The sequence below is a fragment of the Sphingomonas sp. STIS6.2 genome (genome assembly GCF_000732685.2).
Lineage (GTDB): Bacteria > Pseudomonadota > Alphaproteobacteria > Sphingomonadales > Sphingomonadaceae > Sphingomonas > Sphingomonas aerolata.
In genome coordinates this window covers 230-20,774 of sequence record NZ_JPDP02000159.1, presented here as the reverse complement: position 1 = coordinate 20,774, position 20,545 = coordinate 230, and the positions used below count along the sequence as shown (strand labels likewise).

The window sequence follows — 20,545 nt, the reverse complement described above, 5'->3', positions numbered from 1 at the left end:
AAGGACGCGTCATGGCCGTCGACATCGTGATCTACCACAACCCCGCCTGCGGCACGTCGCGCAACACGCTGGCGATGATCCGCAATGCCGGCATCGAGCCGCACGTCATCGAATATCTGAAAACCCCGCCCTCGCGTGCTTTGCTGGTCCAGCTGATTGACCGCGCCGGTATGACGCCTCGCGAACTGCTGCGCGAGAAGGGGACGCCCTATGCGGCGTTGGGGCTTGGCGATGAGACGCTGACGGACGACGCGCTGGTGGACGCGATGATGGCGCATCCGATCCTCATCAACCGGCCACTGGTCGTCTCGCCGCTCGGCGTGCAGCTGTGCCGACCATCCGATGCGGTCCTCGATCTGCTGCCCGAGCCGCAACTGGGGGCCTTTGCCAAGGAAGACGGCGAAGCGGTGGTGGACGCCTCGGGTCAGCGCATCGCTTGATGCTGCTCGCGCTCGCCATCTTCGTCGCCACGATCACGCTCGTCATCTGGCAGCCCAAGGGGCTCGGCATCGGGTGGAGCGCGCTGGGTGGTGCGGTCGTGGCGCTGCTCGTCGGGGTGGTCTCGCTCTCCGACGTCCCGGTGGTGTGGGGTATCGTCTGGAACGCGACCGCGACGTTCGTCGCCATCATCATCGTCAGCCTGCTGTTGGACGAGGCCGGTTTCTTCGAATGGGCGGCGCTGCACGTCGCTCGCTGCGCGGGAGGACATGGCCATAGGCTATTCGTCCTGATTGTCCTTCTCGGCGCGGCCGTGTCGGCGCTGTTCGCGAACGACGGCGCGGCGCTGATCCTGACCCCGATCGTCATCGCGATGCTGCGGGCGCTGGGCTACCGCGACAGGGCGACGCTGGCGTTCGTCATGGCGGCCGGTTTCGTCGCCGACACGGCCAGCCTGCCGCTGATCGTCTCCAACCTGGTCAACATCGTGTCGGCCGACTTCTTCCGCATCGGCTTCGCCGACTATGCGTCGGTGATGGTGCCGGTCGACCTCGCGTCGATCGGTGCGACGCTGATCGTGCTGCTGCTGTACTTCCGCCGTGACGTCCCAGCCGACTACAACGTGGCGCAGCTCCGCGCGCCGGCCGACGCCGTCCGCGATCGAGCGACATTCCGGGCCGGTTGGGTCGTCCTTGCGGCGCTTCTGGCGGGCTTTTTCCTTCTCGAACCTGTCGGCATACCGGTCAGTGCAGTCGCCGCTGCCGGCGCGGTGCTGCTGCTCGTCGTCGCCGGGCGCGGTCGCGTCATCGAGACGCGCAAGGTGCTGCGCGGCGCGCCGTGGCAGGTCGTAATCTTCTCGCTCGGCATGTACCTGGTCGTCTACGGCCTGCGGAACGCCGGTCTGACCAACCATCTCGCCGGTCTGCTCGACCGCACCGCCCAGGGCGGTGTGTGGGGCGCGGCGTTCGGCACCGGCATCATCGCCGCGCTGCTGTCGTCGGTCATGAACAACATGCCGACCGTGCTCGTCGGTGCGCTGTCGATCGACACGACCCACGCCACGGGCGCGATCAAGGACGCCATGGTCTACGCCAACGTGATCGGCTGTGACCTCGGCCCCAAGATCACACCGATCGGCTCGCTCGCCACATTGCTGTGGCTTCACGTCCTCGAGCAGAAGGGCATCCGCATCGGCTGGGGCTATTATTTCAGGATCGGCGCGACCTTAACGATCCCAGTGCTGCTGGTAACGCTCGCCGCGCTCGCGATCAGGATCAGCATGGTATGACGGCACTCGTCTATCTTGCCGCGTCGCTTGCGGAAATCGCAGGGTGCTTTGCCTTTTGGGCATGGTTGCGGCTGGACAAATCGCCTCTGTGGCTGGCTCCGGGCGTGGTCTCACTTATGCTGTTCGCCTGGCTACTGACACGCGTGGATAGCGACGCAGCGGGGAGGGCCTATGCTGCCTATGGCGGCGTCTACATCTGCGCATCGCTGATCTGGCTCTGGGCTGTCGAAGGGGTAAGGCCCGATCGCTGGGACGCGGGTGGAGCTGCACTTTGCCTGATCGGCACCTGTATCATTCTGCTTGGCCCAAGGACCGCCTGATGCCCCTGCGCACGCTTTCCGACCCCGACCATCTGCCCGCACTCGATCGACGCTACACGCTCGACCGGCCCGCCATCGGACTGGGTGCGGGAGACCCGCCCCCGCGCATCCTGCTGCTCTACGGCTCACTGCGCGAGCGGTCATATTCCCGACTTTGCGTCGAGGAGGCCGCGCGCCTGCTACGGTTCTTCGGAGCCGAGACGCGCATATTTGATCCCTCGACCCTGCCGCTGCCCGATCAGGTGGCTGGCGACGACCATCCGGCGGTCCATGAATTGCGCGAGCTGTCGTTATGGTCCGAGGGGCATGTCTGGTGCAGCCCCGAGCGGCACGGTCAGATCACCGGCATCATGAAGCTGCAGGTCGATCACCTGCCGCTGTCGATGGGCGGGATGCGACCAACGCAGGGCCGGACGCTCGCCGTTATGCAGGTGTCAGCCGGATCGCAGTCGTTCAACAGCGTGAACACGCTGCGCCTCCTCGGCCGCTGGATGCGGATGGTGACGATTCCGAACCAGTCGAGCGTCGCCAAGGCGTTCGAGGAGTTTGACGACGCCGGCCGGATGAAGCCGTCCAGCTACTATGATCGCATCGTCGACGTGATGGAGGAGATGGTCCGCTTCACGGTCCTGCTCCGCCCTCACGCGGCCCAGCTCGTCGACCGGTATTCGGAACGGAAGGCTTCCGGCGTGCCGATCGATCCGACAACCGATCTGTCGAGCATAGCTACGGCGTCGCATCCATCACGGTGAACGAATGCCCGGTTCGGGCAGGCACGCTCCGGCGCTCCGGCTTTGACCAGCGCTGCTTCCACCATCTATCCATGGGGCGAGTTGGTCTTCGTGTTCGCACTATGCGTTGGCATAATGACGACGACAGCCCCGAAGCTTTCGCTGCGGGGCTGTCGTTGGGTTGGTTGCAGGGATAGGATTTGACCGCTGCAGAACTCGGCTTCGTCTGATTGACTCAGCAGTCATCAACAGCCAAGATGCCAAAACTGATCATCAGGGCCTAGCCTCGTTCAGGGCCAGAATGCCAAGACGGTGGAAAGTGCCACATTTAATAATAATTTGGCAGCGGACTTATTGTAACGGGTGGCGAAGCAATTAGGGCTCTTTAAACGATATAAGTTGATCTCAGTGATTTTTCGACCGAGCCAGTCGACATCAATGCTTAGCGAGCTTGGATATTTGTTGCCGATCACCGACAGCGTCTAAATTCGCTGACTTTTCAATGGCGCTTCCCAGATGAAGGCTCAGACACCGTCTAAGTTCTTTCATGGTAGGGCCAAGCCGGTCGAGCTTCCACACTACGAGAATGTCGCCGGTTCGAGCATAGGAAAGCGCGTCGACGGGAGGCTTACGGAGCGGTTTATTGCAATAGCAGACAGAGCGGGGCGCGGTCTTTTTCCAAAGACGATGGTATTTCTGGAAAGTTAAGCCTGTAAGCCGATGTCGCCTTCAGGGCTCTTCTCCCGCGTGTTCCCGATCAAACATCTCTCGTGATGCGCGAAAGCTGTCGACGTTTTCGACGATCCACGTCCACAGGGGAACCATCATGACCAGTAGCTTCAATCCGGTTTCGGATAGAGCATATTCTACATGAGGAACCACCTCCTCGAAGTCGTGACGCACCACCAATCCATCGCGCTCCAGATGGCGCAGCGTGCGCGTCAGCATCCGCTGCGTAATACCGTGCATCCGTCGGCCGATTTCCACGTGGCGAAGCTGGCCGTACACGCCGAGCGTATGGATGACACCAAGCGACCAGCGGTTACCGGCATGGGCCAACACCTCACGGCGCACCCCGTCGTCATCGTCCCGAAGGCCATCGCAAACCGTTTGCGAATATCGGAGGATGTCCTCCTCGCTTAGAGATTGAACGGCAGTATCACGCATGTACCCATCTTTCACGCTTGCCCGTGGCTTGCCAGATCACCGGCATCCACGGTGAAACGAGTTAGAACGATGAACGATACAGTCTCCAATGTGAACTCACGCAATATCCTCGTACTGGGTGCCGGCGAGCTTGGCATGCCCGTGCTCCGCAATCTGGCGCGTCGCGCCAAGGGCATCGACGGTGCCAGGATCAGCGTCCTTCTCCGCGAGAGTGCCGTCGAGTCGGGCGATCCCTCCAAGCAGCGTGATATCGCCGAGATCCGCGAAGCGGGGATCGAGATCGTGCTCGGCGACCTGGTGAACGACACCATCGATGAGCTGGCATCGCTCTTCTCGGACTACGATACGGTGATCGGCTGCGCGGGTTACGCAGCGGGGATCAACACGCCGATGAAGCTCGCCAAGGCGGCGCTGCAATCCGGCATCCCGCGTTATTTCCCCTGGCAGTTCGGCGTCGACTTCGAGGCGATCGGCCGCGGCGGGCCGCAGGACATCTTCGATGCGCAGCTCGACGTGCGCGAGCTGCTGCGCTCGCAGGACAAGACCGAGTGGGTCATCATCTCCACGGGCATGTTCATGAGCTACCTGTTCGAGCCGGACTTTGGTGTCGTCGATCTGGAGAATAGCGAAGTTCACGCGCTCGGCAGCCTTGATACCGCTGTGACGCTGACGACGCCGGATGACATCGGTGTGCTGACTGCCGAGATCGTGTTCTTCGAGCCGACGATCCGCAACGACATCGTCTTCCTGGCCGGTGACACCGTTACATATGGCGAGGTCGCCGACAAATTGGAGGTGGCACTGGGCCGGGCCTTCAAGCGGTCGGTTTGGACCGTGCCTTTCCTGATGGAAGAGCTAGCGAACGATCCGAAAAACATGATGCGCAAATACCGCGCCGCCTTCGCGCTCGGTCGCGGTGTGTCCTGGCCGAAGGCAGGCACGTTCAATGATCGGCAGGGTCTTCCGGTCACCGACGTTGCGGCCCTGATCGATGCCGATCTGCGAGGCCCGCAAAAAGAAAAATGATGTAGGCGGGGTGACTGTAGAGACCTTCCCAAAGACAAACTTAGAGTGGGACAGCCGCCCCGGCGATCACGCAGACAGCTTAGGGCAGCTTACGTCCCAAGATCCGTTCCCGATTGGCCTTTCCCAAGATGGCCAATCGGAGACGGAGAAACGGGAAATTTCGCGCTGAACGAATAGCCGTTATTTGGCGCCCGGATCGCCAGCCTAAAAGTCCGGAAGTGGGCGAAACTGTTGGGCATTGCAGGGCTGCCAAGACCAACATTCGGTCATCCCGATGCGGCTTTTGCCGTTCCAGCTTCCGACATCCGTTCATGTTCGCCGCTGACTTGAGCTTTCGATCATGCCAGCGGTACGGAGCAGCTTGCGCGGGCCAGCGACCTATAAACGGTGCAGCGATCTCCCTTGACCCGCTCCTCAGAATTCATCCGATTGGTAAGTTATCTCGTCAGATGGAGGGGGAGTGATGCGGCATGGCCGATCTTCCGAGAGTCAGATCCTAGGCGTCCTGCGCGAGCGTAAGGCTGAAGCAAAGACCAAGCCCGGGGGGCGACGATATCAGCCAATCGGCTTGTAACTAAGCCAATCAAGGCGAATTACGATTGCAGGTAAGAGCATTACCGCCGACGGACTGATTTACAGATAGTTGAGGGAAAAGCGCTGACATTGGATCTCCGACCGAGCGTGTTGATCAAGGCGAATGCGGACAGCCTGCGCCAAACGGTCCGCGTGATCGTCGCGACTGCGGCGGCGTTTGCGGCGTACAAGACGCTCGGCCTGCACGAAGGCTATTGGGCGGTGTTCACCGTACTGATCGTGATGCAGGCATCGATCGGGGGAACGCTCGGCGCAGCGACCGATCGCTTGCTGGGGACCTTGCTGGGCGCGGTGCTGGGCGGCATCGGCGCGGCTCTCGGGCGAACCGATACGCTCGAACTCGGGCTGGTGCTCGTCACCGTTACCGGCATCGCGGCGCTCGTCGCGTCGATCCGACCGCGGCTGCGGATCGCGCCGGTCACTGCGGCAATCATGCTGCTCAGCGCGCCGCCGGGCTCTTCGGTGGAGATCTTCGTCCGGGATCGCATCATCGAGATCGGCCTGGGCGGCATGATCGGTGTGCTGGCGGCGATGCTGATCCTGCCGGCACGCTCGCACGGCGTGGTGATCGCGCGAACGCTTGCCGTGCTGAGCCATATCGAACGGATGCTGCGGGCGCAGGCCGACGCGTTGACCACCGGGCTGGCGCTGCCATCATCCCCCGAACACGCCGCGCTGCGTCATGCGCTCGCCGCGGTGGAGCTGGCGATGAAGGATGCCGACCGCGAACGCGCCTCGCGTCTCGCCGATCACGGTATCCCCGCCGCCGTACCGCGCACGCTCTGGCGGATCCGCAACGATTTGGTGCTGAGCGGTCGCGCACTCGACGAGCCGCTGCCCCCGGCGGCGATGGCAGCGCTCGCCAAGCCATCGGCGGCGATGCTGACCGCGCATGCCGCGCTGGCGACCCGGTGTTCGGAGGCGCTGCGCACGCGGGGCAAGGTCGATCGGGGCGACGTCGAAGCCTGTTATCGGACGTTCGGTACCGCGCTCGATCTGTTCCGACGGAGCGAGGCGGCGGCGACCCTGGATTTCGACGCATCGGGCCGCGTATTCGGGCTCGCCTTCGCCGCGGGTCGTCTTCACCGCGACCTGCTCGACCTTGCCGGTCGCGTCGACGAAATCGCCCCGATCAAGGTGCTCGCTGCCGAACAAAGCTGACCGCGCGACTTTGCCGCTGGCCGCGCGCGCGGTACGGGCGGCGATGACCGAAACCTTATCGACGCCCGACCTCGCCGCCGAACTGGTCGCGCTGCTCGACCTCGAATCGCTCGATACCGACCTGTTCCGCGGACCCCAGCGACCCGGCGCAACCGCACGCGTCTTCGGCGGGCAGGTCGTGGCGCAGGCGCTGATGGCGGCGCAGCTTTCGGTCGATGCACCCGCCGTGGCGCACAGCATGCACGCCTATTTCCTACGCGCCGGCACCGAGACGCAACCGATCATCTTCCGGGTAGAGCGCGATTTCGACGGCAAGTCGTTCGCGAACCGCCGCGTCACCGCAAGCCAGAACGGCGCGACGATCCTGACGCTGGCCGCATCGTTCCAACGGCCGGAAGCTGGCCTGGAGCATGCGACCGCGATGCCCGACCTTCCCCCGCCAGAGGAACTGCGCTCACTCGACATCCTCGCTGGCGACTATGCGGGTACCTTAATCGGACCGTTGGCGTCACGGTGGTCGGCTAATTGGGCATGCCATTGCGCACCGGGCAGCAAACCCGCCTGCCTCAGCCTCCTAGAACTGGCGCAGCGCGCGCGCGGGTTCGGCCCGTGCGACGCGCCATGCCTGGCTGGCAACCGTCGCCGCCGCGATGACAAGCGCCAGCACGCTGGCACCGACGAAATAGTAGGGTGAAAGGTCGATACGGTCGTCGAACGCGCTCAGCCAATGCGACATCGCGAACCACGCGATCGGCCACCCGATCACGTTCGCCAGGAGGACCGGCTTGAGGAACTGGACCAGCAGCAGCCGCATCACGTCGCTGGTCGAAGCTCCCAGCACCTTGCGGATACCGATCTCCTTGACCCGCCGCATGGTATCGAACGCTGCCAGACCGTAGAGCCCGAGGCACCCGATCGCTACCGCTAGCACCGCACCGGCTGTAAACAACCGCGACCGCTGCACGTCCTGGCGGTAATAGGAGTCGTACAGTTTCTGGTCGACCGTCGTGGCTGCTGGTGGAACCGCCGGCGCGATGCGGCGCCACGTCGTTTCCAGCCGCCCCAGGACGGTTGCGGCATCGGCCGAGGTACGGATCACCACGATGGCGCGATAGCCACCGCCAGGCCGATAGCTATAGGCGAACGCCTCGACTGGCTCGCGCGGCGTCCCGAAGCGCATATCGGCGATCACACCGACGATCCTCACCGTGCCGCCGTCGAGCGAAACGATCTCGCCGATCGCTTCGCCGGCTCGTGCGAACCCCAAGCGTCGAGCAGCAGTACGATTAAGCATGATGTTCGCCACTCTTCCCGCCAGGGACCCGCTTCCGGCGCCGCCATTGCCGATGTCCAGCGCGAAACGATCCGGATCGAAGGCTCGACCTGCCAGCAGCCGGGCTCGGTAGGTGTCGAAGAAATGCTCGCCGACCGTAGCCTGGACGATCATAGGCGGCTCGCCTGTCGCGCCGGGGCGTTTCATTTTGGCGATCGCGAACGTACCGCCGCCGGGCACGACGCCGCTCGTCGTGATGCCTGCAACCCCGCGGGTCTTGCCCATCGCATCGACCAACCGGGCACGTTGCCCCGGATCGAGCGCGGGATCGCCATAACCGCTCATCATGATCAGGCCGTCGCGCCCGAAGCCGATATCCGCCTGCTGGACATGCCGGGTCTGGGCGAACAGCACCGCCGTCCCGATCATCAGCGCGACGGCGATGCCGAACTGGGTGACCACCAGTGTCTTGCGCAGTCGTGCGCCCGCGCGATCACCGCCGGGAGTCCGGGCCGCGGCAAGCACGCCCGCGGGCAGGAACCGGGATATCACGAAGGCCGGGTAGAACCCTGCGAACAGCGTCACCAGCCCGGTCATCGCCACTATCGGCGGCAGGATAGACCCCGACCCCCAATAGGCACCCTCCCAATAAACAATGGACAGATCGGTGCCGCCGATCGCGTTGACGAACGGCAGTGCAATCTCGGCAAGCGCCAGCCCGATCAACGCCGCTATCGTCACGGCGGTGAGTGCCTCGCCGAGCAATTGCCCGATCAGCATCCGCCGGGTCGCACCCACGACCTTGCGCATCGCGATTTCCCGCGCCCTGAGGCCTGCGCGCGCGGTCGCGAGATTGACGTAATTGACCACCGCCAGCAACAGCGCGACGATCCCCACCCCGCCCAGCACGGCAACGACCGTGCCGACCCCGTCGCCGGCAAGATGGCGCCCGGAGAGCGGCACGATGCCTTCCTTCAAGAATTGACGCGCTTCGGGATTGAAACCGGGATCGGGATGGCGCCGCATGAATGCACCGATCCGATCCGCCGTCGCAGCGTCAGGGAGAGCCAGAAACGTCACGACACCATTGCTGTTGGATCGGGAATCGTCGCCGAGTTCGGCCGGGATCGCCGCGAACAGGACACTGGCGTACGTCTGGTTCTTCGGCAGGTCGGCGATCACCGTTCCGACCCGGTAGGTACGCGCCTTCCCGTCAATCGCGACCGTCAGCGTCCGCCCGAGAGCGCTTGTCCTGCCGAAATACCCCTTCGCGACGCTTTGGGTGACGACAATCCCATCCGGGCGAGCGATCGTGCTCGCGGTATCGCCCTCGACGACGGGAAACGGAAAGATCCGAAAGTAATCGCGGTCGACCAAGGCCAGTTTGTGCTTGGTGCTTGCATTCCCGGTTAGCACCGTCGCGGTGTCGTAGGGCGTCATCCGCGCCGCGACGAGATCGGGGAACGCAGCCGCCAATTGACCGGAAAGTGTAGGCGAAGACGGGATCTGCACCTCGGGGTTGCCGGGAAACTGGATCGTGCGCTCGATCGTCCAGACCCGCTCCCATCCCGGCAGCACGCGGTCGTAGTTGGTCTCGAACCGGACGAACAACATCAGTACCAGGAACACCGCGATTCCGAGCGCGAGCCCGCCGATGTTGAGGATGGCGTAGAGCCGATGCCGGGTGAGCGAACGGTACAACGTTAGGAAGGCTGAGGACATCGATCGGCCCCTATTCGTGGCGCAGCGCGCGGGCGGGTTCGGCACGGGCGACACGCCACGCTTGGCCGAAGACGGTGCCGCTCGCGATCAGCACCGCGGCAAGCGAGGCGCCGACGAAGAACAGCGGCGACAGCGCGATCCGGTCGTCGAACCCGCCGTTCCAGCGCTGCATCGCTACATAGGCGAGCGGCCACGCGACGAGGTTGGCGAGGATCACGGGTCGCAGGAACTGCCCGATCAACAGCCGCAACACCTCGGCGGTCGAGGCGCCGAGCGTCTTACGGATGCCGATCTCCTTCACCCGCCGTGCGGTGTCGAACGCCGCCAAGCCGTAGAGCCCGATGCAGCCGATCAGGACCGCCAGCACCGCGCCGATCGTGAACAGTCGAGAGCGTTGCGCGTCCGCCTTGTAATAGCGCTGGTACAGATTGTCCTCGACCGAGCGCGCTTCGAAGGGAACGCCCGGCACGACGCGCTTCCACGCCGCCTCGAGTGCCGCCATCATCGTCTTCGCATCGCGGCCGGCATAGCGTACCGCCGCGAACGGCGAGAGGATATCGACGGTGTTGTAGGTGTAGGCGACCGGCGTGACGGCATCGCGCGGGCTCCTGAAGCGCAGGTCGTCGACTATGCCGATAATCGTCGAGTCCCGTTCGCCATCGTTGATCGCCTGCCCCAGTGCCGCGGCCGGCGACGCGAAGCCCAATGCGGTCACCGCCGTCCGGTTGATCATCACATTGGGCCCGGCCCGCTTGCGTTCGGCCGTCGTCAACAGGCCGCGGTCGTCGGCATGCGCGGCGTTGAACAGGCGCCCCGCGACGAGACGTGCGCCGTACACGCGGAAATAGTCGCGACCGGTGCCGACATCCATCAACGATATCTTGCTGCCCGACGCGCCTGCACGGCTGTATCCCGAGAAATTGGTCGTGCTCTGGTCGCCCGGGGCATTGTTGGCGACGGTGACGCCGGTGACGCCGGGGGCCGCCGCGAGGCTGCGCAGGATCGCCGCGCGCTGTGGGGAGTCGATCCCGCCAGTCATCAGCGAGCGGACGATCATCAAACCGTCGCGACGAAACCCGAGATCGGCGTCACGAATATGCTCGGTCTGGCTGAGCATGACGCCGGTAGCGATGGCGAATGCGATCGCGATCGCGAACTGCACGACCACCAACGCGCTTCGCAGCCGGGTCCCGCTACGCCCACCACCAGGTGCTCGCGTCGAGGCGAGCACCGCGGCGGGGCGAAACCCCGATAGTACGAACGCGGGATACAGCCCCGCGACCAGTGCTATGCCCAGGACCAGCAGGACCAGCGGCAGGACGACGCCGTCCCATCCGACGTAGCGGATCGCCAGTGTCGTTCCGCCAAGCGCATTGATGAAAGGCAGCGCGATCTCGGCAAGCGCGAGCCCGATCAGCGCCGCCACCGCGACCGTCGCCAGCGCCTCGCCCAGGAACTGACGGACGAGCGACCGCCGCGTGCCGCCCAACACCTTGCGCATCGCCACCTCGCGCGCACGCAGCCCGGCACGCGCGGTCGCCAAGTTGACGTAGTTCACGATCGCGATCAGCAGCGTCAGCAAGCCGACCGCACCCAGCGTCGTGACGATCGCACGATCGCTGGGACTATACAGATGCATCGCGGTGAGCGGCCTCAGCGACTGGAAATACTCGCCTTTCTTGAGATTGCCCCCGGCATAAGCGTGGCGATCGAGAAAGGCTGGCAATTGCGCCTCGAACGCCCGCGCTGCCACCGCATTGGGAAACCGCAGGAACGTGGTCAGCGACGCGCTGCCCCAATGCTCCCACCATTCGTTGCCGAAGCGAGTCCGTGAGATTTGCGCGAACATCTCGCTCTTGAAGGTGACGTCATCGGGCATGTCGCGCAGCACCGCCCCGACCTTGTAGGGATAGGTCGTCCCATCGATCGACAGTTGCAGCGTCCGGCCGATCGCCGACTGGCTCCCGAAATATTTCCGCGCGGTTTTCTGCGTGACCACCAGGCCGTTCGGATCGGCGAGCGTGGCCGCTGGATTCCCCTCGATCGCGGGAAAGCGCATGAGATCGAAGAAGTTCGGGTCGACCGTGCCCAAGTCCTCAGCGGTCGCCTGCCCGCCCTGCTGCACCGTCGCCGCCATGTTCATGTAGCGCGTGCCGACCAGCTGCGGGTAATCCGCCTGCAGGATCTTGAGTTCGCTGCCCATCGTGTTCGGATTGGTGTCCGCCGGATAGCCCGGCATTACATAGCGCTCCTCCATCACCCACAATTGGTCTTGCTGCGGCAATACGCGGTCGTACCCGGTCTCGAACCGGACAAAGAGGAACAAGACGAGGAACGTCGCGATCCCCAGTGCGAGACCGCCGATGTTGAGCAGGGCGAACAGTCGGTGATGCGCGAGCGAGCGATAGAGACTGGTGAGTGCGGACATGGCGGTTCCTTCAGGCGTCGCTTGCAGCATCGGGGCCGGGCTTGGGGCCGGACTTGGTCGCGGCGAGATGGCGGACGAGGACCACCACGAGCAGCATCAGCACGAGCATCTGGAGCGAGCGTCGCATCAGGCGGCACGCCGTGCCGACGACAGGATGCGGCCATCGAGCATGTGCACCGTCCGCTTGGCGATATCGGCGTGCGACGGGCTGTGCGTGACCATCACGATCGTCGCGCCCTCGGCGTTCAGTTGGCCAAGGATGTCCATCACCTGCGCGCCGTTCTCGGTATCGAGGTTGCCGGTCGGCTCGTCGGCGAGGATCAGCCGCGGCTCGCCGACGATCGCGCGGGCGATCGCCGCGCGCTGTTGCTGGCCGCCCGACAATTGATGCGGGTGATGGCGCTGACGGTGGGCGATGCCGACCCTATCCATCGCCGCCGCGACGCGGTCCTTCTTCTCGCGCGCGGGCATCGTCCGATAGGCGAGACCCAGCGCGACGTTCTCGGCGATCGTCAACTCGTCGATCAGGTTGAAGCTCTGGAAGACGAAGCCCAGCCGATCGCGCCGCAGTTTGGCGAGCTCGGCTTCGGGCGCGCGCGCGATGTCGGCCCCTTCGAACAGATACCGACCGTCCGTGGGCCGGTCGATCGTGCCGATGATGTTGAGCAGCGTCGATTTGCCGCACCCCGAGGGCCCCATGATCGCGACGAACTCGCCCGCCTCGACTGCGAGGTCGATGCCGCCGAGCGCAGTCGTTTCGATTTCGTCCGAGGCATAGGTGCGGCTGAGGTCCTGTAACTGGATCATATCGAATCCTATCGGATGAGGAGGGTCTGGAAGGGGGTGTAGGTGCCGAGCGCGGTGGTCACGATCCGGTCGCCGGGGGCGAGGCCGGAGACGATCTCGACCTGATCGGGATTGCGTCGGCCGGTGACGATCGCGCGCCTGACGGCCTTCGCGTTCCCATCGAGCACGAAAGCGGTGGTACCGCCCGCATCGAGCCAGCCGCCCGACAGTGCGACCACCGCCGGACGGTCCGCGCCAAGCACGAGCCGCACGTCGAGTGTCTGGCCACGGTTCAGCCCCGTGGGTGGGCGGCCGCGAAAGCCGAGTTCGACGCGAAACCGGCCTTCGGTGACCTGCGGTAGGATTTTTATGACCGACATCGCATAGCTCCGACCGTCGATATCGGCCGACGCGCCGAGCCCGACGCGGACGCGCCCGAGATAGAATTGGTCGACATCGGCAGTCAGCTTCCACTGTCCCTCGGAATCGATCTGCCCGACCGGGTCGCCGCTCTTGAGCGTCTGCCCGGGCTGCAACGTGAAGGCAGTAAGACGTCCCGCAACCGGCGCGCGCAGCACCAAGGCGGAGAGACTCGCCCGAACCATCGCCAGGCTTTCGCGCAACTGCCGCGCGGTCGCGGCGATGCCGGAGGACTGATCCGCCAGCGTAGCGCCGGCTTCGGCGGTCCCTCGATCAAGCGCAGCAACCCGCGCCTGCTGATACCCGACATCCTCGCGCACCGGATCGATCGCGGCGCGCGTGATGATCCCCCGGTCGAACAGCACCTGCTTCTGCGCGAGCAACGTCCGCGCCTTTGACAGCGCGTTGCGTGCCTCGGCCAGATCGCGCGCGCCGTCCTGCCGGGTGTTCTGGACCGACAGCCGCTGGCCGCTGATCGCGCTCAACTGCCCGACGATCTCCGCCGAGCGGCTGGCCACGTCGAGTTCGAGCGACGGATTGGACAAACGTGCGAGCGGTGTGCCGGCGGCGACCATCGCGCCATCGCTGGTTGCAAGGTCGGCGACCTGCCCGCCGGAGATCGCGGTCACGAACACGGTCCGCAACGGCGCCACCTCGGCGCGGAGCGGCACGAAATCGCGGAACGGCGCGCGCACCACATCGCCGGTACGGATCGCGGCGGCATCGACGGTCAGTGCATTAGCGCCGGGCATCAGCAGCCATAGCAGCACCGCCGCAGCCACCACCGCGATCGCAAGCGCACTGCGCATGATCCGCTTGCGCCGCTTGGCGTGCGGCCGCTCGATACGCCGGTCCATCGCGGCGCCCGTTCCAGGCAAGGTCGTCTCCGTCATGCAGAGAGTGTACGGGACGGAGCGACCAGATCCTAAACTACTGCCAAAGCTGCATAATTCCGTGCTCCGCAGCTGAAGCGCTCACCCTACTGTACCAACTGTCCGTTTCCGGACACTATGACGGCCATGTCAACCGAATCGCACATCCTGGTCATCGACGACGATCCCGACATCGCCAAGGCAGCGCGGCTGTTGCTCGAACGGCACGGCATGCGCGTGTCGACCGCAGCGAACCCGGAGGCGGCCTGGGTGCTGCTCGCCGGCGAACCAATCGACGTCATCCTGCTCGATCTCAACTTCGCGCGGGGACGGACAACCGGCGAGGAGGGGTTCGCGATGCTCGACCGGCTGATCGCAGCGGACGCGCGCGCCGTCGTCATCGTCGTCACCGGGCATAGCGGGATCGCGGTCGCCGTCCGGGCGATGCGCAGCGGCGCGACCGACTTCGTGATTAAGCCCTGGAACAACGAGCGCCTGCTGACCACGGTAGAGCGCGGGCTGGCGCTGCGCCGCGCGAAGCTGGAGACAGCGGCGACACCGCCCGTCCATGACGGCATCCTGCTCGGCGAAAGCGCCGAGATTACGCGCGCGCGCGACTTGGTCGCTCGCGTCGCGCCGACCGCGGCCCCGATCCTGATCCACGGCGCTGCGGGCACCGGCAAGACGCTGGTCGCCCGACTGGTTCATCAGGCCTCGTCCCACGCCGCCCTGCCGCTCATCACGTTGGACGCCGAGGCCGCGGACGCCGCCGTCATCGCCCAGCAAATGGCGGCGGCCGCTGGCGGGTTGTTGGTCATCGACCATATCAACCGCCTGCCTCGTGCGCTCAACGGCGTTCTCCTCTCAGCGCTCGACGGCATCCGCGTCATCGCGACCACGCGACTGGATCGCAACGGCGTTCGGGGGGCGATCGGCGAAGATTTGCTCGACCGGGTCGGAACGATCGAAATCGCCCTCCCGCCGCTCGTCGATCGCGCGGGCGATGCGGCGCTGCTCGCACGCCATTTCCTCGCGCTGTTCGCCTACCGCCACGGCAAGCCCCTCAGACCACTCGATGCGGACGCTGTGCAGGCGATCGCGGCGGATCGCTGGCCCGACAACGTCCGCGGTCTGCGCCAGACGATGGAACGCGCGGTTCTGCTCGGCAATGGCGAGACTTACGCGATCGGCGACCTGCTGCGTCCACCCGGTAGCGCCGAGGCGCAATCGCTCACCCCCGATCTGTCGCTCGCGCGTAACGAGGAAACGCTGATCACCGCAGCACTCGAGCGCCACGCCTTCAACGTCAGCCGCGCCGCCGCACAGCTCGGACTGACCCGCGCGGCGCTCTATCGCCGAATGGCACGCTATGGCCTCTGACCGGACGCGCGCGGTCGTACGCGCGCTGGCAATAGCTGCGGCCGGTGCCGGTGGTGCGGTTGCGGCCACACGCGGTCTGTACGCCACCGCGCTCCTCGCGGCGATGATCGCGATCTGGATCGCCGTACTCGACCTGGTCGATGCTGGTCAGCGCTCGCCGATACCGGCGCCACCAATCCCGACCCCGTCTGCTGGAGAAGAGGAACGGCGCCGTCTGAACGCCTATCTTGACTTGTCGCCTGCGCCCTTGGTCGCACTCGAAGACGGCCGGTTGCGCGCCGTCAACCGTGCCGCGCGGCGATTGCTCGGCGCAGGCGATCTGGTCGTCGATCCGCCTGAGCAGCTCGTTTCCGCGCTCGCCGACACCCGCCCCGGCCGCACCGCCACGATCGAGATCGGGTATGACACCGACATCCGGAGCTTCGCGCTGGCCACCGGCGACCTCGCGCTGGCAGGGCGAATGACGCGGATCGGCGCGCTGATCGACATCGACGCCGAACTGAAGGCCGCCGAGGCCGCGGCGTTGCGCGAGCTCGTCCAGGTCTTGAGCCACGAGATCGTCAACGCCCTCACCCCGATCGCCTCGCTAGCCGAGACCGCGGTGGCGATGCTCGACGATCCGGACCCGATGCTGCCCAAGGTACGTGACGCGGTCGAGACCGTCGCACGCCGCGCCGCCAGCCTGCACCGGTTCGGCGAAAGCTACCGTGGGTTGGCGAAGCTGCCCGCCCCTTCGATAGAGCGTATTCCTCTGGCCGGGTTCGTCAGCGATCTGGCGGCATTGTTTACGACGAGATGGCCGGGAATCGCGTTTACGACCGACCTCCTGGATGCACCGGCCCATCTGCTGGCCGACCCGGATCAACTGACCGCGGCGCTTTGGGCGGTGTTGCAGAACGCAGCCGAGGCGTTGCACGGCTCTTCCGACGCGCGGGTCACGCTCGCCATCTCTGCCCTCGTCGGCCAAACGCAGTTTACGATGACGGACACCGGCCCCGGTATTCCAACCGCAAACCAGGTTGACATCTTCCGCCCCTTCTTCACCACCAAGACCGAGGGCACGGGCGTGGGTCTGGCGCTCGCCCGGCAAATCTTCCGGGGGCACGACGGCGATCTCAGCCTCGCAGTTTCTCTCCCCGGTAAAACGCGGTTCGACGGCGTCGTCCCTTCCGGTCCGACCAGCTTAACAGGCGTCAGCAAATACTAATGCGTTGACACATCAATAAAACCGGAAGGACCTAGAAGCAGACGTCCCCGCCCCCTTCTCAGCTTCCCAACTTCGGCCGCTCGTTTATCTTCGCGTTACGACCGCTTTTGGCGCCTGCCCTGCGAACTCGAAAGTCGCGACTGGGCAATAGTTTAGGAAGCAGGCTGTCCAAGTTCGAGTTTTGTGCCCAATGAGCCGCGGATGGCTTTTGCGGGGGGCTCAGGCGCGGGATTAGCGGCGACGCTACGTCGAACCGTAGGCGCCAATCCGGATTCCTCATTCCACAGAACCAGGATTGTAGCGATCGGTGCGGCGGTGAGGATCAGCAGGAAAAGGCCCATCAGCCATTCGTTGGTCTCTAGCGGCTGCGAGAAGCTACCGCTGGGCTGCATCGACGGACTAGGTCCCATCGGGCGCCTGCCGGCTTTCCTGGGGTGAAACGGGCGGTCCGCGGTCGCTCGGTGGGCAGACAGCCTGATCTGCGACCGATCATAGGCGGCGCGTGCTTCCTTCTTTCCCAAAACGGAATACGCCTCGTTGATCTCTTTCGCACGAGCAGAAACATCCACACCATGATTGGCGTCGGGGTGATATTGACGGAGCAGCGCTTTCCACGCGCTGTGGATAGCTTCGCGACTTGCCGTCGAGGGCACCCCTAGAGCAGAATAATAGTCGGGTGAGAGAGCCATCTCGCTGTTACTTGCGGCTAAAACGCGAAAAAGAAAAGTCCGCCTGGCGCGTGATCTTAACCTGGCCTTCTCGGTGATCCAAAGGGTGGGTTTAGGCGCCAATAGTCAGATGTCTACCATTCCCATCCGCAACTTCGTGCTTTCGGCGACACCACGCCGCCCCCCGGCGCTGACCCATAGTCGGTCATTCGCGGCTGTCGCGCGCTACTTGAAAACGGCCGCACGTTCATTCGAGCGATCAGCGACGCCGACCTGCACCGACCGACCGCCTACCCCAAATACTGCGCTCCCCGCGGGAACCTTCATCCGCCCAGTCCGAGCTCGAAGCCTGCGCCTGCGTCGCGCAGCCGGTTGACCAGTACCAGCGAGGCTTGATGCGCTGCCAGCGCCTGTTCGCGCGTGCAGGGCTCCTCGCCGTAGCGGATCTTCGGCGTGCACTGGATGTCGGCGATGAGCTGGGCATGGTCGAAGACGACGCCGAGCCCGGCAAGTTGATCGCACAGCGGCTTCAGTTCGTGCACGAACTTGAAGCGAGCGCCCCCTCAGCAGGATCGCAGCCTTCAGAACCTTCTCGGCTGACTGCAACGATGCCCATTTCGAGGCACCGAAGTGGTCGCTTCGGTCCATCAGGTTCGAAACCGCGACCTTTACGTCGCTGCGTGCGATGGCCATCAACTCGCTCTGCGTGCTCTCGAGCGTGTAGCAGGCAGGCAGGCCAATCTCGAACGCGGACCAAATCGCCAGCAGCGCCTCGTCGGATAGGGTCTTTGCCATCGCCGGCGTCATGTCGTCCACAAGCTGCACGACATTGCAGGTTGCAGGACCACGGCCGATCGGCACCTTGGGAAGCCATTCTCGGACAACGATGAAGTTGACGCTGCCGAAGAAGCGAGGGATCCGCAGGGTGTAGAGGTCGCCCTCCAACAGCAGGACGATCCTTCCGGCAGACATGTCGATCTTGATCCGGTCGCCGTAGGTGTCGTCGTACCACTTGCGTATCGCCGCCGCGAGCGGTCGGTGGCGTTCGAGCGCCGGCGGCATCTTGATGGCCCCATCGCCGAGCGGAATCGGGATGTCTCCGTAACGGATGCTGACCTCGCCGACGGCGGAGATGGGTCGGCTTGGAATCTCCACCCCCTCCGCCTTAAGCTTCGCATCGATCTCGCGCATCATTGCCTCGAAGGCCGGTCCTTCCGTCGGAACGTCTGTCATGAGCCGGCCTATAGCAGGCTCTTGGACGTGGGCATCGAAACATTCTAAAGCCTCGGCGAGCGCCCATGACGAGCCTGGCTGGAGCTCTGGTTCAGATGTTACCATCGTTCCCAAAGCGGACGTTGACGGCGCCGAGCAAGTGAAATCCACTTTCGGCTGCACAGAGACCGCCAGGCGCCGCCCGAAACCGACAGCTCGTTCAGCATCATCGACGGCTAATCAACCACATTTCTAAACCGGCAGTTTACTGCGCATGCGCATCCTCGATTGACCGATCTGGGCCGATGGAGATGATCGATGGGTCACTCGTCAATGGACCCCGCCTTTCACGAACTTCGGCCTTGGAACGAAGGCCGGCTGATTGGTGCGAAGCGGGCGCTGAAACAGCAACAGGTCTGGGCCATTCGCTTCTGGCTCGACCAGCAGAGGAGACTGCGCGACCGAGCGCTGTTCGACTTCGCCATCGACAGCAAGCTCCGTGGCTGTGACGTGGTCAGGGTGCGGATTGGCGATGTAGTTTCCGGCGGGCGCGTCCGGGACCGCGCCGTCGTGGTTCAGCAGAAAACCAAACGACCGGTTCAGTTCGAGATAATGGACACGGCGCGAAAGACGATGCGAGCATGGTTGGAGCGACGTGGGGGGACACTGAACGACTTCGTTTTCCCGAGCCGCAACGACTACATGGACCACATGAGCACGCGGCAATATGCCCGCCTCGTGCGCGAGTGGGTGGTCGGCATCGGCCTACCGGCGCAGGATTATGGGACGCACTCGCTACGGCGCACGAAAGCGTCGATCATCTACAAGGCGACTGGCAACCTCCGCGCCGTTCAGATCCTTCTCGGCCATGCCAAGATCGACAGCACGGTGCGCTACTTGGGCGTTGACGTGGAGGACGCTTTGGAATTGGCCGAACGCACCGAGGTCTGAGCGGACCAACAAGCGGTCGTTCAGTGCCCGAAAGCGGCATCCCAGAATCGGCCGTTCGTTCACGTAACCGGCCGAGGCCATGGTGTGATCCTCAGGCTATAGTCACGCCGCTGCACGCCAGCGGAATCTACTCACATCAGCGTGCAACGGCGCTCTGTTATCCGATCATGGGCTCGGAATGATCCATCGCGGCGAGATCGGTGAGTAGATCGGGACCTGTAGGCTCCCATCCCAGCCGCTCCTGCGTCAAGACGCTCGACGCGGTCATGTCGAGAGCGGCGAAGGGAGTCATCCAGCCGAAGAAGCGCTCGATGTCTTCGGTTGCGATCGAACGTACCGGCAATCCGGTTCCCTCGCCGATGGCCTCTGCGATCGTGCGTGCATCGACGCCCTCCTCGACCGACGCATGGTATCGCGCGCCCGGCTCGCCGCGCTCGAGAGCCAGCACGTATAGCTTGGCGACATCGCTGATATGCGCGGCAGCCCAGCGCGTCTTCCCTTCGCCGAGATACGCCACCGCCCCGGCACGGCGGGCCTCGGCGATCAGCGGCGTGATCAGACCGGCCTTGGTAGTATTGTGCACCTGCGGCAGGCGAATGGTGCGGACATCGATGCGGCGGGCGATCAGCGCTGCGGCGGCCAGCTCCGTCACGATGCGCGGATTGGCGTGGAGCGGGTTGAGCACATGCTGCCGCTTGCAGAATGGCAGATGCCCATCGGCATTCTCGTCGTGGGATACGCCGCAGGAGCAGCATCTACGATCGCGATGCGCCCTTACATCGTGATTACGAGTCTGATTGTCGCGGTAATCCCGCCAGCTTTAGTTCTTCTACTGCGGGGAGATCCGAATGCGATCGTTTCGGCTCTTTGCCTATTTGCGCTGCTCACAGGCGGCCTTCGT

General features: G+C 64.5%; 18 protein-coding genes and 1 pseudogene. 11 read left to right on the top strand and 8 right to left on the bottom strand.

Going from position 1 to position 20,545, the window contains the following annotated elements; translation table 11 throughout:
- The first annotated feature begins 11 nt into the window (after nt 1-11).
- From arsC to arsH, 4 genes are read left to right on the top strand one after another with little or no spacing between them, the layout of a single operon-like run.
- Entirely contained in the window at nt 12-440 is a 429-nt protein-coding gene (gene arsC, locus sphst_RS15135) for an arsenate reductase (glutaredoxin) (protein WP_031395704.1), read from the top strand.
- On the top strand, nt 440-1,726 hold the full coding sequence (locus sphst_RS15130) for an arsenic transporter (protein ID WP_107045783.1): 1,287 nt from the start codon (nt 440-442) through the stop codon (nt 1,724-1,726). The genes arsC and sphst_RS15130 overlap by 1 nt, the downstream gene beginning before the upstream one ends.
- Nucleotides 1,723-2,046: a YnfA family protein gene (locus sphst_RS15125; RefSeq protein ID WP_031393241.1), complete on the top strand. Its 324-nt coding sequence runs from the start codon at nt 1,723-1,725 to the stop codon at nt 2,044-2,046. Before sphst_RS15130 ends, sphst_RS15125 begins: the two co-directional genes overlap by 4 nt.
- Complete coding sequence (gene arsH, locus sphst_RS15120; protein WP_031395706.1) at nt 2,046-2,798, top strand: arsenical resistance protein ArsH; 753 nt, start codon at nt 2,046-2,048, stop codon at nt 2,796-2,798. Before sphst_RS15125 ends, arsH begins: the two co-directional genes overlap by 1 nt.
- A 708-nt stretch (nt 2,799-3,506) precedes the next feature.
- Here arsH and sphst_RS15110 read toward each other — a convergent pair.
- Nucleotides 3,507-3,944: a winged helix-turn-helix transcriptional regulator gene (locus tag sphst_RS15110; protein WP_031395707.1), complete on the bottom strand. Its 438-nt coding sequence runs from the start codon at nt 3,942-3,944 to the stop codon at nt 3,507-3,509.
- 69 nt (nt 3,945-4,013) lie between these two features.
- Between sphst_RS15110 and sphst_RS15105 the strand changes: the two genes are divergently transcribed.
- The 3 genes from sphst_RS15105 (at nt 4,014) to sphst_RS15095 (ending at nt 7,419) form a co-directional block, all read left to right on the top strand.
- Nucleotides 4,014-4,970 carry an aromatic alcohol reductase gene (locus tag sphst_RS15105; RefSeq protein ID WP_031395708.1) on the top strand — a complete coding sequence of 319 codons (957 nt, stop codon included), beginning with the start codon at nt 4,014-4,016 and terminating at the stop codon, nt 4,968-4,970.
- 681 nt (nt 4,971-5,651) lie between these two features.
- A complete protein-coding gene (locus tag sphst_RS15100) occupies nt 5,652-6,725 on the top strand; it encodes an FUSC family protein (protein ID WP_031395709.1) in 1,074 nt (357 codons plus the stop codon).
- Between the two features lie 43 nt (nt 6,726-6,768).
- The gene (locus sphst_RS15095) at nt 6,769-7,419 is read left to right on the top strand and encodes an acyl-CoA thioesterase (RefSeq protein WP_107045782.1); all 651 of its coding nucleotides are present in this window, start codon (nt 6,769-6,771) and stop codon (nt 7,417-7,419) included.
- Here sphst_RS15095 and sphst_RS15090 read toward each other — a convergent pair.
- From sphst_RS15090 to sphst_RS15075, 4 genes are all read right to left on the bottom strand, one after another.
- Complete coding sequence (locus tag sphst_RS15090; RefSeq protein WP_031395712.1) at nt 7,300-9,720, bottom strand: ABC transporter permease; 2,421 nt, start codon at nt 9,718-9,720, stop codon at nt 7,300-7,302. The two genes, sphst_RS15095 and sphst_RS15090, sit on opposite strands and share 120 nt — an antisense overlap.
- Nucleotides 9,721-9,730: 10 nt before the next feature.
- Entirely contained in the window at nt 9,731-12,148 is a 2,418-nt protein-coding gene (locus sphst_RS15085; protein ID WP_031395713.1) for an ABC transporter permease, read from the bottom strand.
- Between the two features lie 126 nt (nt 12,149-12,274).
- Complete coding sequence (locus sphst_RS15080; protein ID WP_031395714.1) at nt 12,275-12,955, bottom strand: ABC transporter ATP-binding protein; 681 nt, start codon at nt 12,953-12,955, stop codon at nt 12,275-12,277.
- Nucleotides 12,956-12,963: 8 nt separating this feature from the next.
- Nucleotides 12,964-14,247 carry an efflux RND transporter periplasmic adaptor subunit gene (locus sphst_RS15075; protein WP_234387691.1) on the bottom strand — a complete coding sequence of 428 codons (1,284 nt, stop codon included), beginning with the start codon at nt 14,245-14,247 and terminating at the stop codon, nt 12,964-12,966.
- A gap of 126 nt (nt 14,248-14,373) precedes the next feature.
- On the opposite strand from sphst_RS15075, the gene sphst_RS15070 reads away from it, so the two are divergent.
- Entirely contained in the window at nt 14,374-15,606 is a 1,233-nt protein-coding gene (locus tag sphst_RS15070; RefSeq protein WP_031395716.1) for a sigma-54-dependent transcriptional regulator, read from the top strand.
- A gap of 103 nt (nt 15,607-15,709) precedes the next feature.
- Nucleotides 15,710-16,813 carry a sensor histidine kinase gene (locus sphst_RS15065; RefSeq protein WP_082447110.1) on the top strand — a complete coding sequence of 368 codons (1,104 nt, stop codon included), beginning with the start codon at nt 15,710-15,712 and terminating at the stop codon, nt 16,811-16,813.
- A gap of 152 nt (nt 16,814-16,965) precedes the next feature.
- Here sphst_RS15065 and sphst_RS15060 read toward each other — a convergent pair whose 3' ends face one another.
- Nucleotides 16,966-17,502, bottom strand: coding sequence for a J domain-containing protein (locus sphst_RS15060; RefSeq protein WP_081877722.1), 537 nt, complete (start codon nt 17,500-17,502; stop codon nt 16,966-16,968).
- 204 nt (nt 17,503-17,706) lie between these two features.
- Nucleotides 17,707-18,672: a hypothetical protein gene (locus sphst_RS20720; RefSeq protein WP_159043669.1), complete on the bottom strand. Its 966-nt coding sequence runs from the start codon at nt 18,670-18,672 to the stop codon at nt 17,707-17,709.
- 354 nt (nt 18,673-19,026) lie between these two features.
- On the opposite strand from sphst_RS20720, the gene sphst_RS15045 reads away from it, so the two are divergent.
- Nucleotides 19,027-19,644: a tyrosine-type recombinase/integrase gene (locus tag sphst_RS15045; protein ID WP_093401111.1), complete on the top strand. Its 618-nt coding sequence runs from the start codon at nt 19,027-19,029 to the stop codon at nt 19,642-19,644.
- A 157-nt stretch (nt 19,645-19,801) separates the two neighbouring features.
- Here the strand turns inward: sphst_RS15045 and sphst_RS15040 are convergent, their stop codons facing one another.
- A complete protein-coding gene (locus sphst_RS15040) occupies nt 19,802-20,329 on the bottom strand; it encodes an NAD-dependent epimerase/dehydratase family protein (RefSeq protein ID WP_234387690.1) in 528 nt (175 codons plus the stop codon).
- Between sphst_RS15040 and sphst_RS21350 the strand changes: the two are divergent.
- Nucleotides 20,330-20,545 (top strand): annotated as a pseudogene (locus sphst_RS21350) (hypothetical protein); the annotation flags it as partial.

Coding starts and splice junctions, on each gene's coding strand:
- sphst_RS15075 (WP_234387691.1), bottom strand. CDS start 14,247: ATGACGGAGACGACCTTGCCTGGAACGGGCGCCGCGATGGACCGGCGT.
- sphst_RS15105 (WP_031395708.1), top strand. CDS start 4,014: ATGAACGATACAGTCTCCAATGTGAACTCACGCAATATCCTCGTACTG.
- sphst_RS15045 (WP_093401111.1), top strand. CDS start 19,027: ATGGACCCCGCCTTTCACGAACTTCGGCCTTGGAACGAAGGCCGGCTG.
- sphst_RS15130 (WP_107045783.1), top strand. CDS start 440: ATGCTGCTCGCGCTCGCCATCTTCGTCGCCACGATCACGCTCGTCATC.
- sphst_RS15090 (WP_031395712.1), bottom strand. CDS start 9,720: ATGTCCTCAGCCTTCCTAACGTTGTACCGTTCGCTCACCCGGCATCGG.
- sphst_RS15065 (WP_082447110.1), top strand. CDS start 15,710: ATGATCGCGATCTGGATCGCCGTACTCGACCTGGTCGATGCTGGTCAG.
- sphst_RS15070 (WP_031395716.1), top strand. CDS start 14,374: ATGTCAACCGAATCGCACATCCTGGTCATCGACGACGATCCCGACATC.
- sphst_RS15095 (WP_107045782.1), top strand. CDS start 6,769: ATGACCGAAACCTTATCGACGCCCGACCTCGCCGCCGAACTGGTCGCG.
- sphst_RS15085 (WP_031395713.1), bottom strand. CDS start 12,148: ATGTCCGCACTCACCAGTCTCTATCGCTCGCTCGCGCATCACCGACTG.
- sphst_RS15110 (WP_031395707.1), bottom strand. CDS start 3,944: ATGCGTGATACTGCCGTTCAATCTCTAAGCGAGGAGGACATCCTCCGA.
- arsH (WP_031395706.1), top strand. CDS start 2,046: ATGCCCCTGCGCACGCTTTCCGACCCCGACCATCTGCCCGCACTCGAT.
- arsC (WP_031395704.1), top strand. CDS start 12: ATGGCCGTCGACATCGTGATCTACCACAACCCCGCCTGCGGCACGTCG.
- sphst_RS20720 (WP_159043669.1), bottom strand. CDS start 18,672: ATGCGCGAGATCGATGCGAAGCTTAAGGCGGAGGGGGTGGAGATTCCA.
- sphst_RS15060 (WP_081877722.1), bottom strand. CDS start 17,502: ATGGCTCTCTCACCCGACTATTATTCTGCTCTAGGGGTGCCCTCGACG.
- sphst_RS15080 (WP_031395714.1), bottom strand. CDS start 12,955: ATGATCCAGTTACAGGACCTCAGCCGCACCTATGCCTCGGACGAAATC.
- sphst_RS15125 (WP_031393241.1), top strand. CDS start 1,723: ATGACGGCACTCGTCTATCTTGCCGCGTCGCTTGCGGAAATCGCAGGG.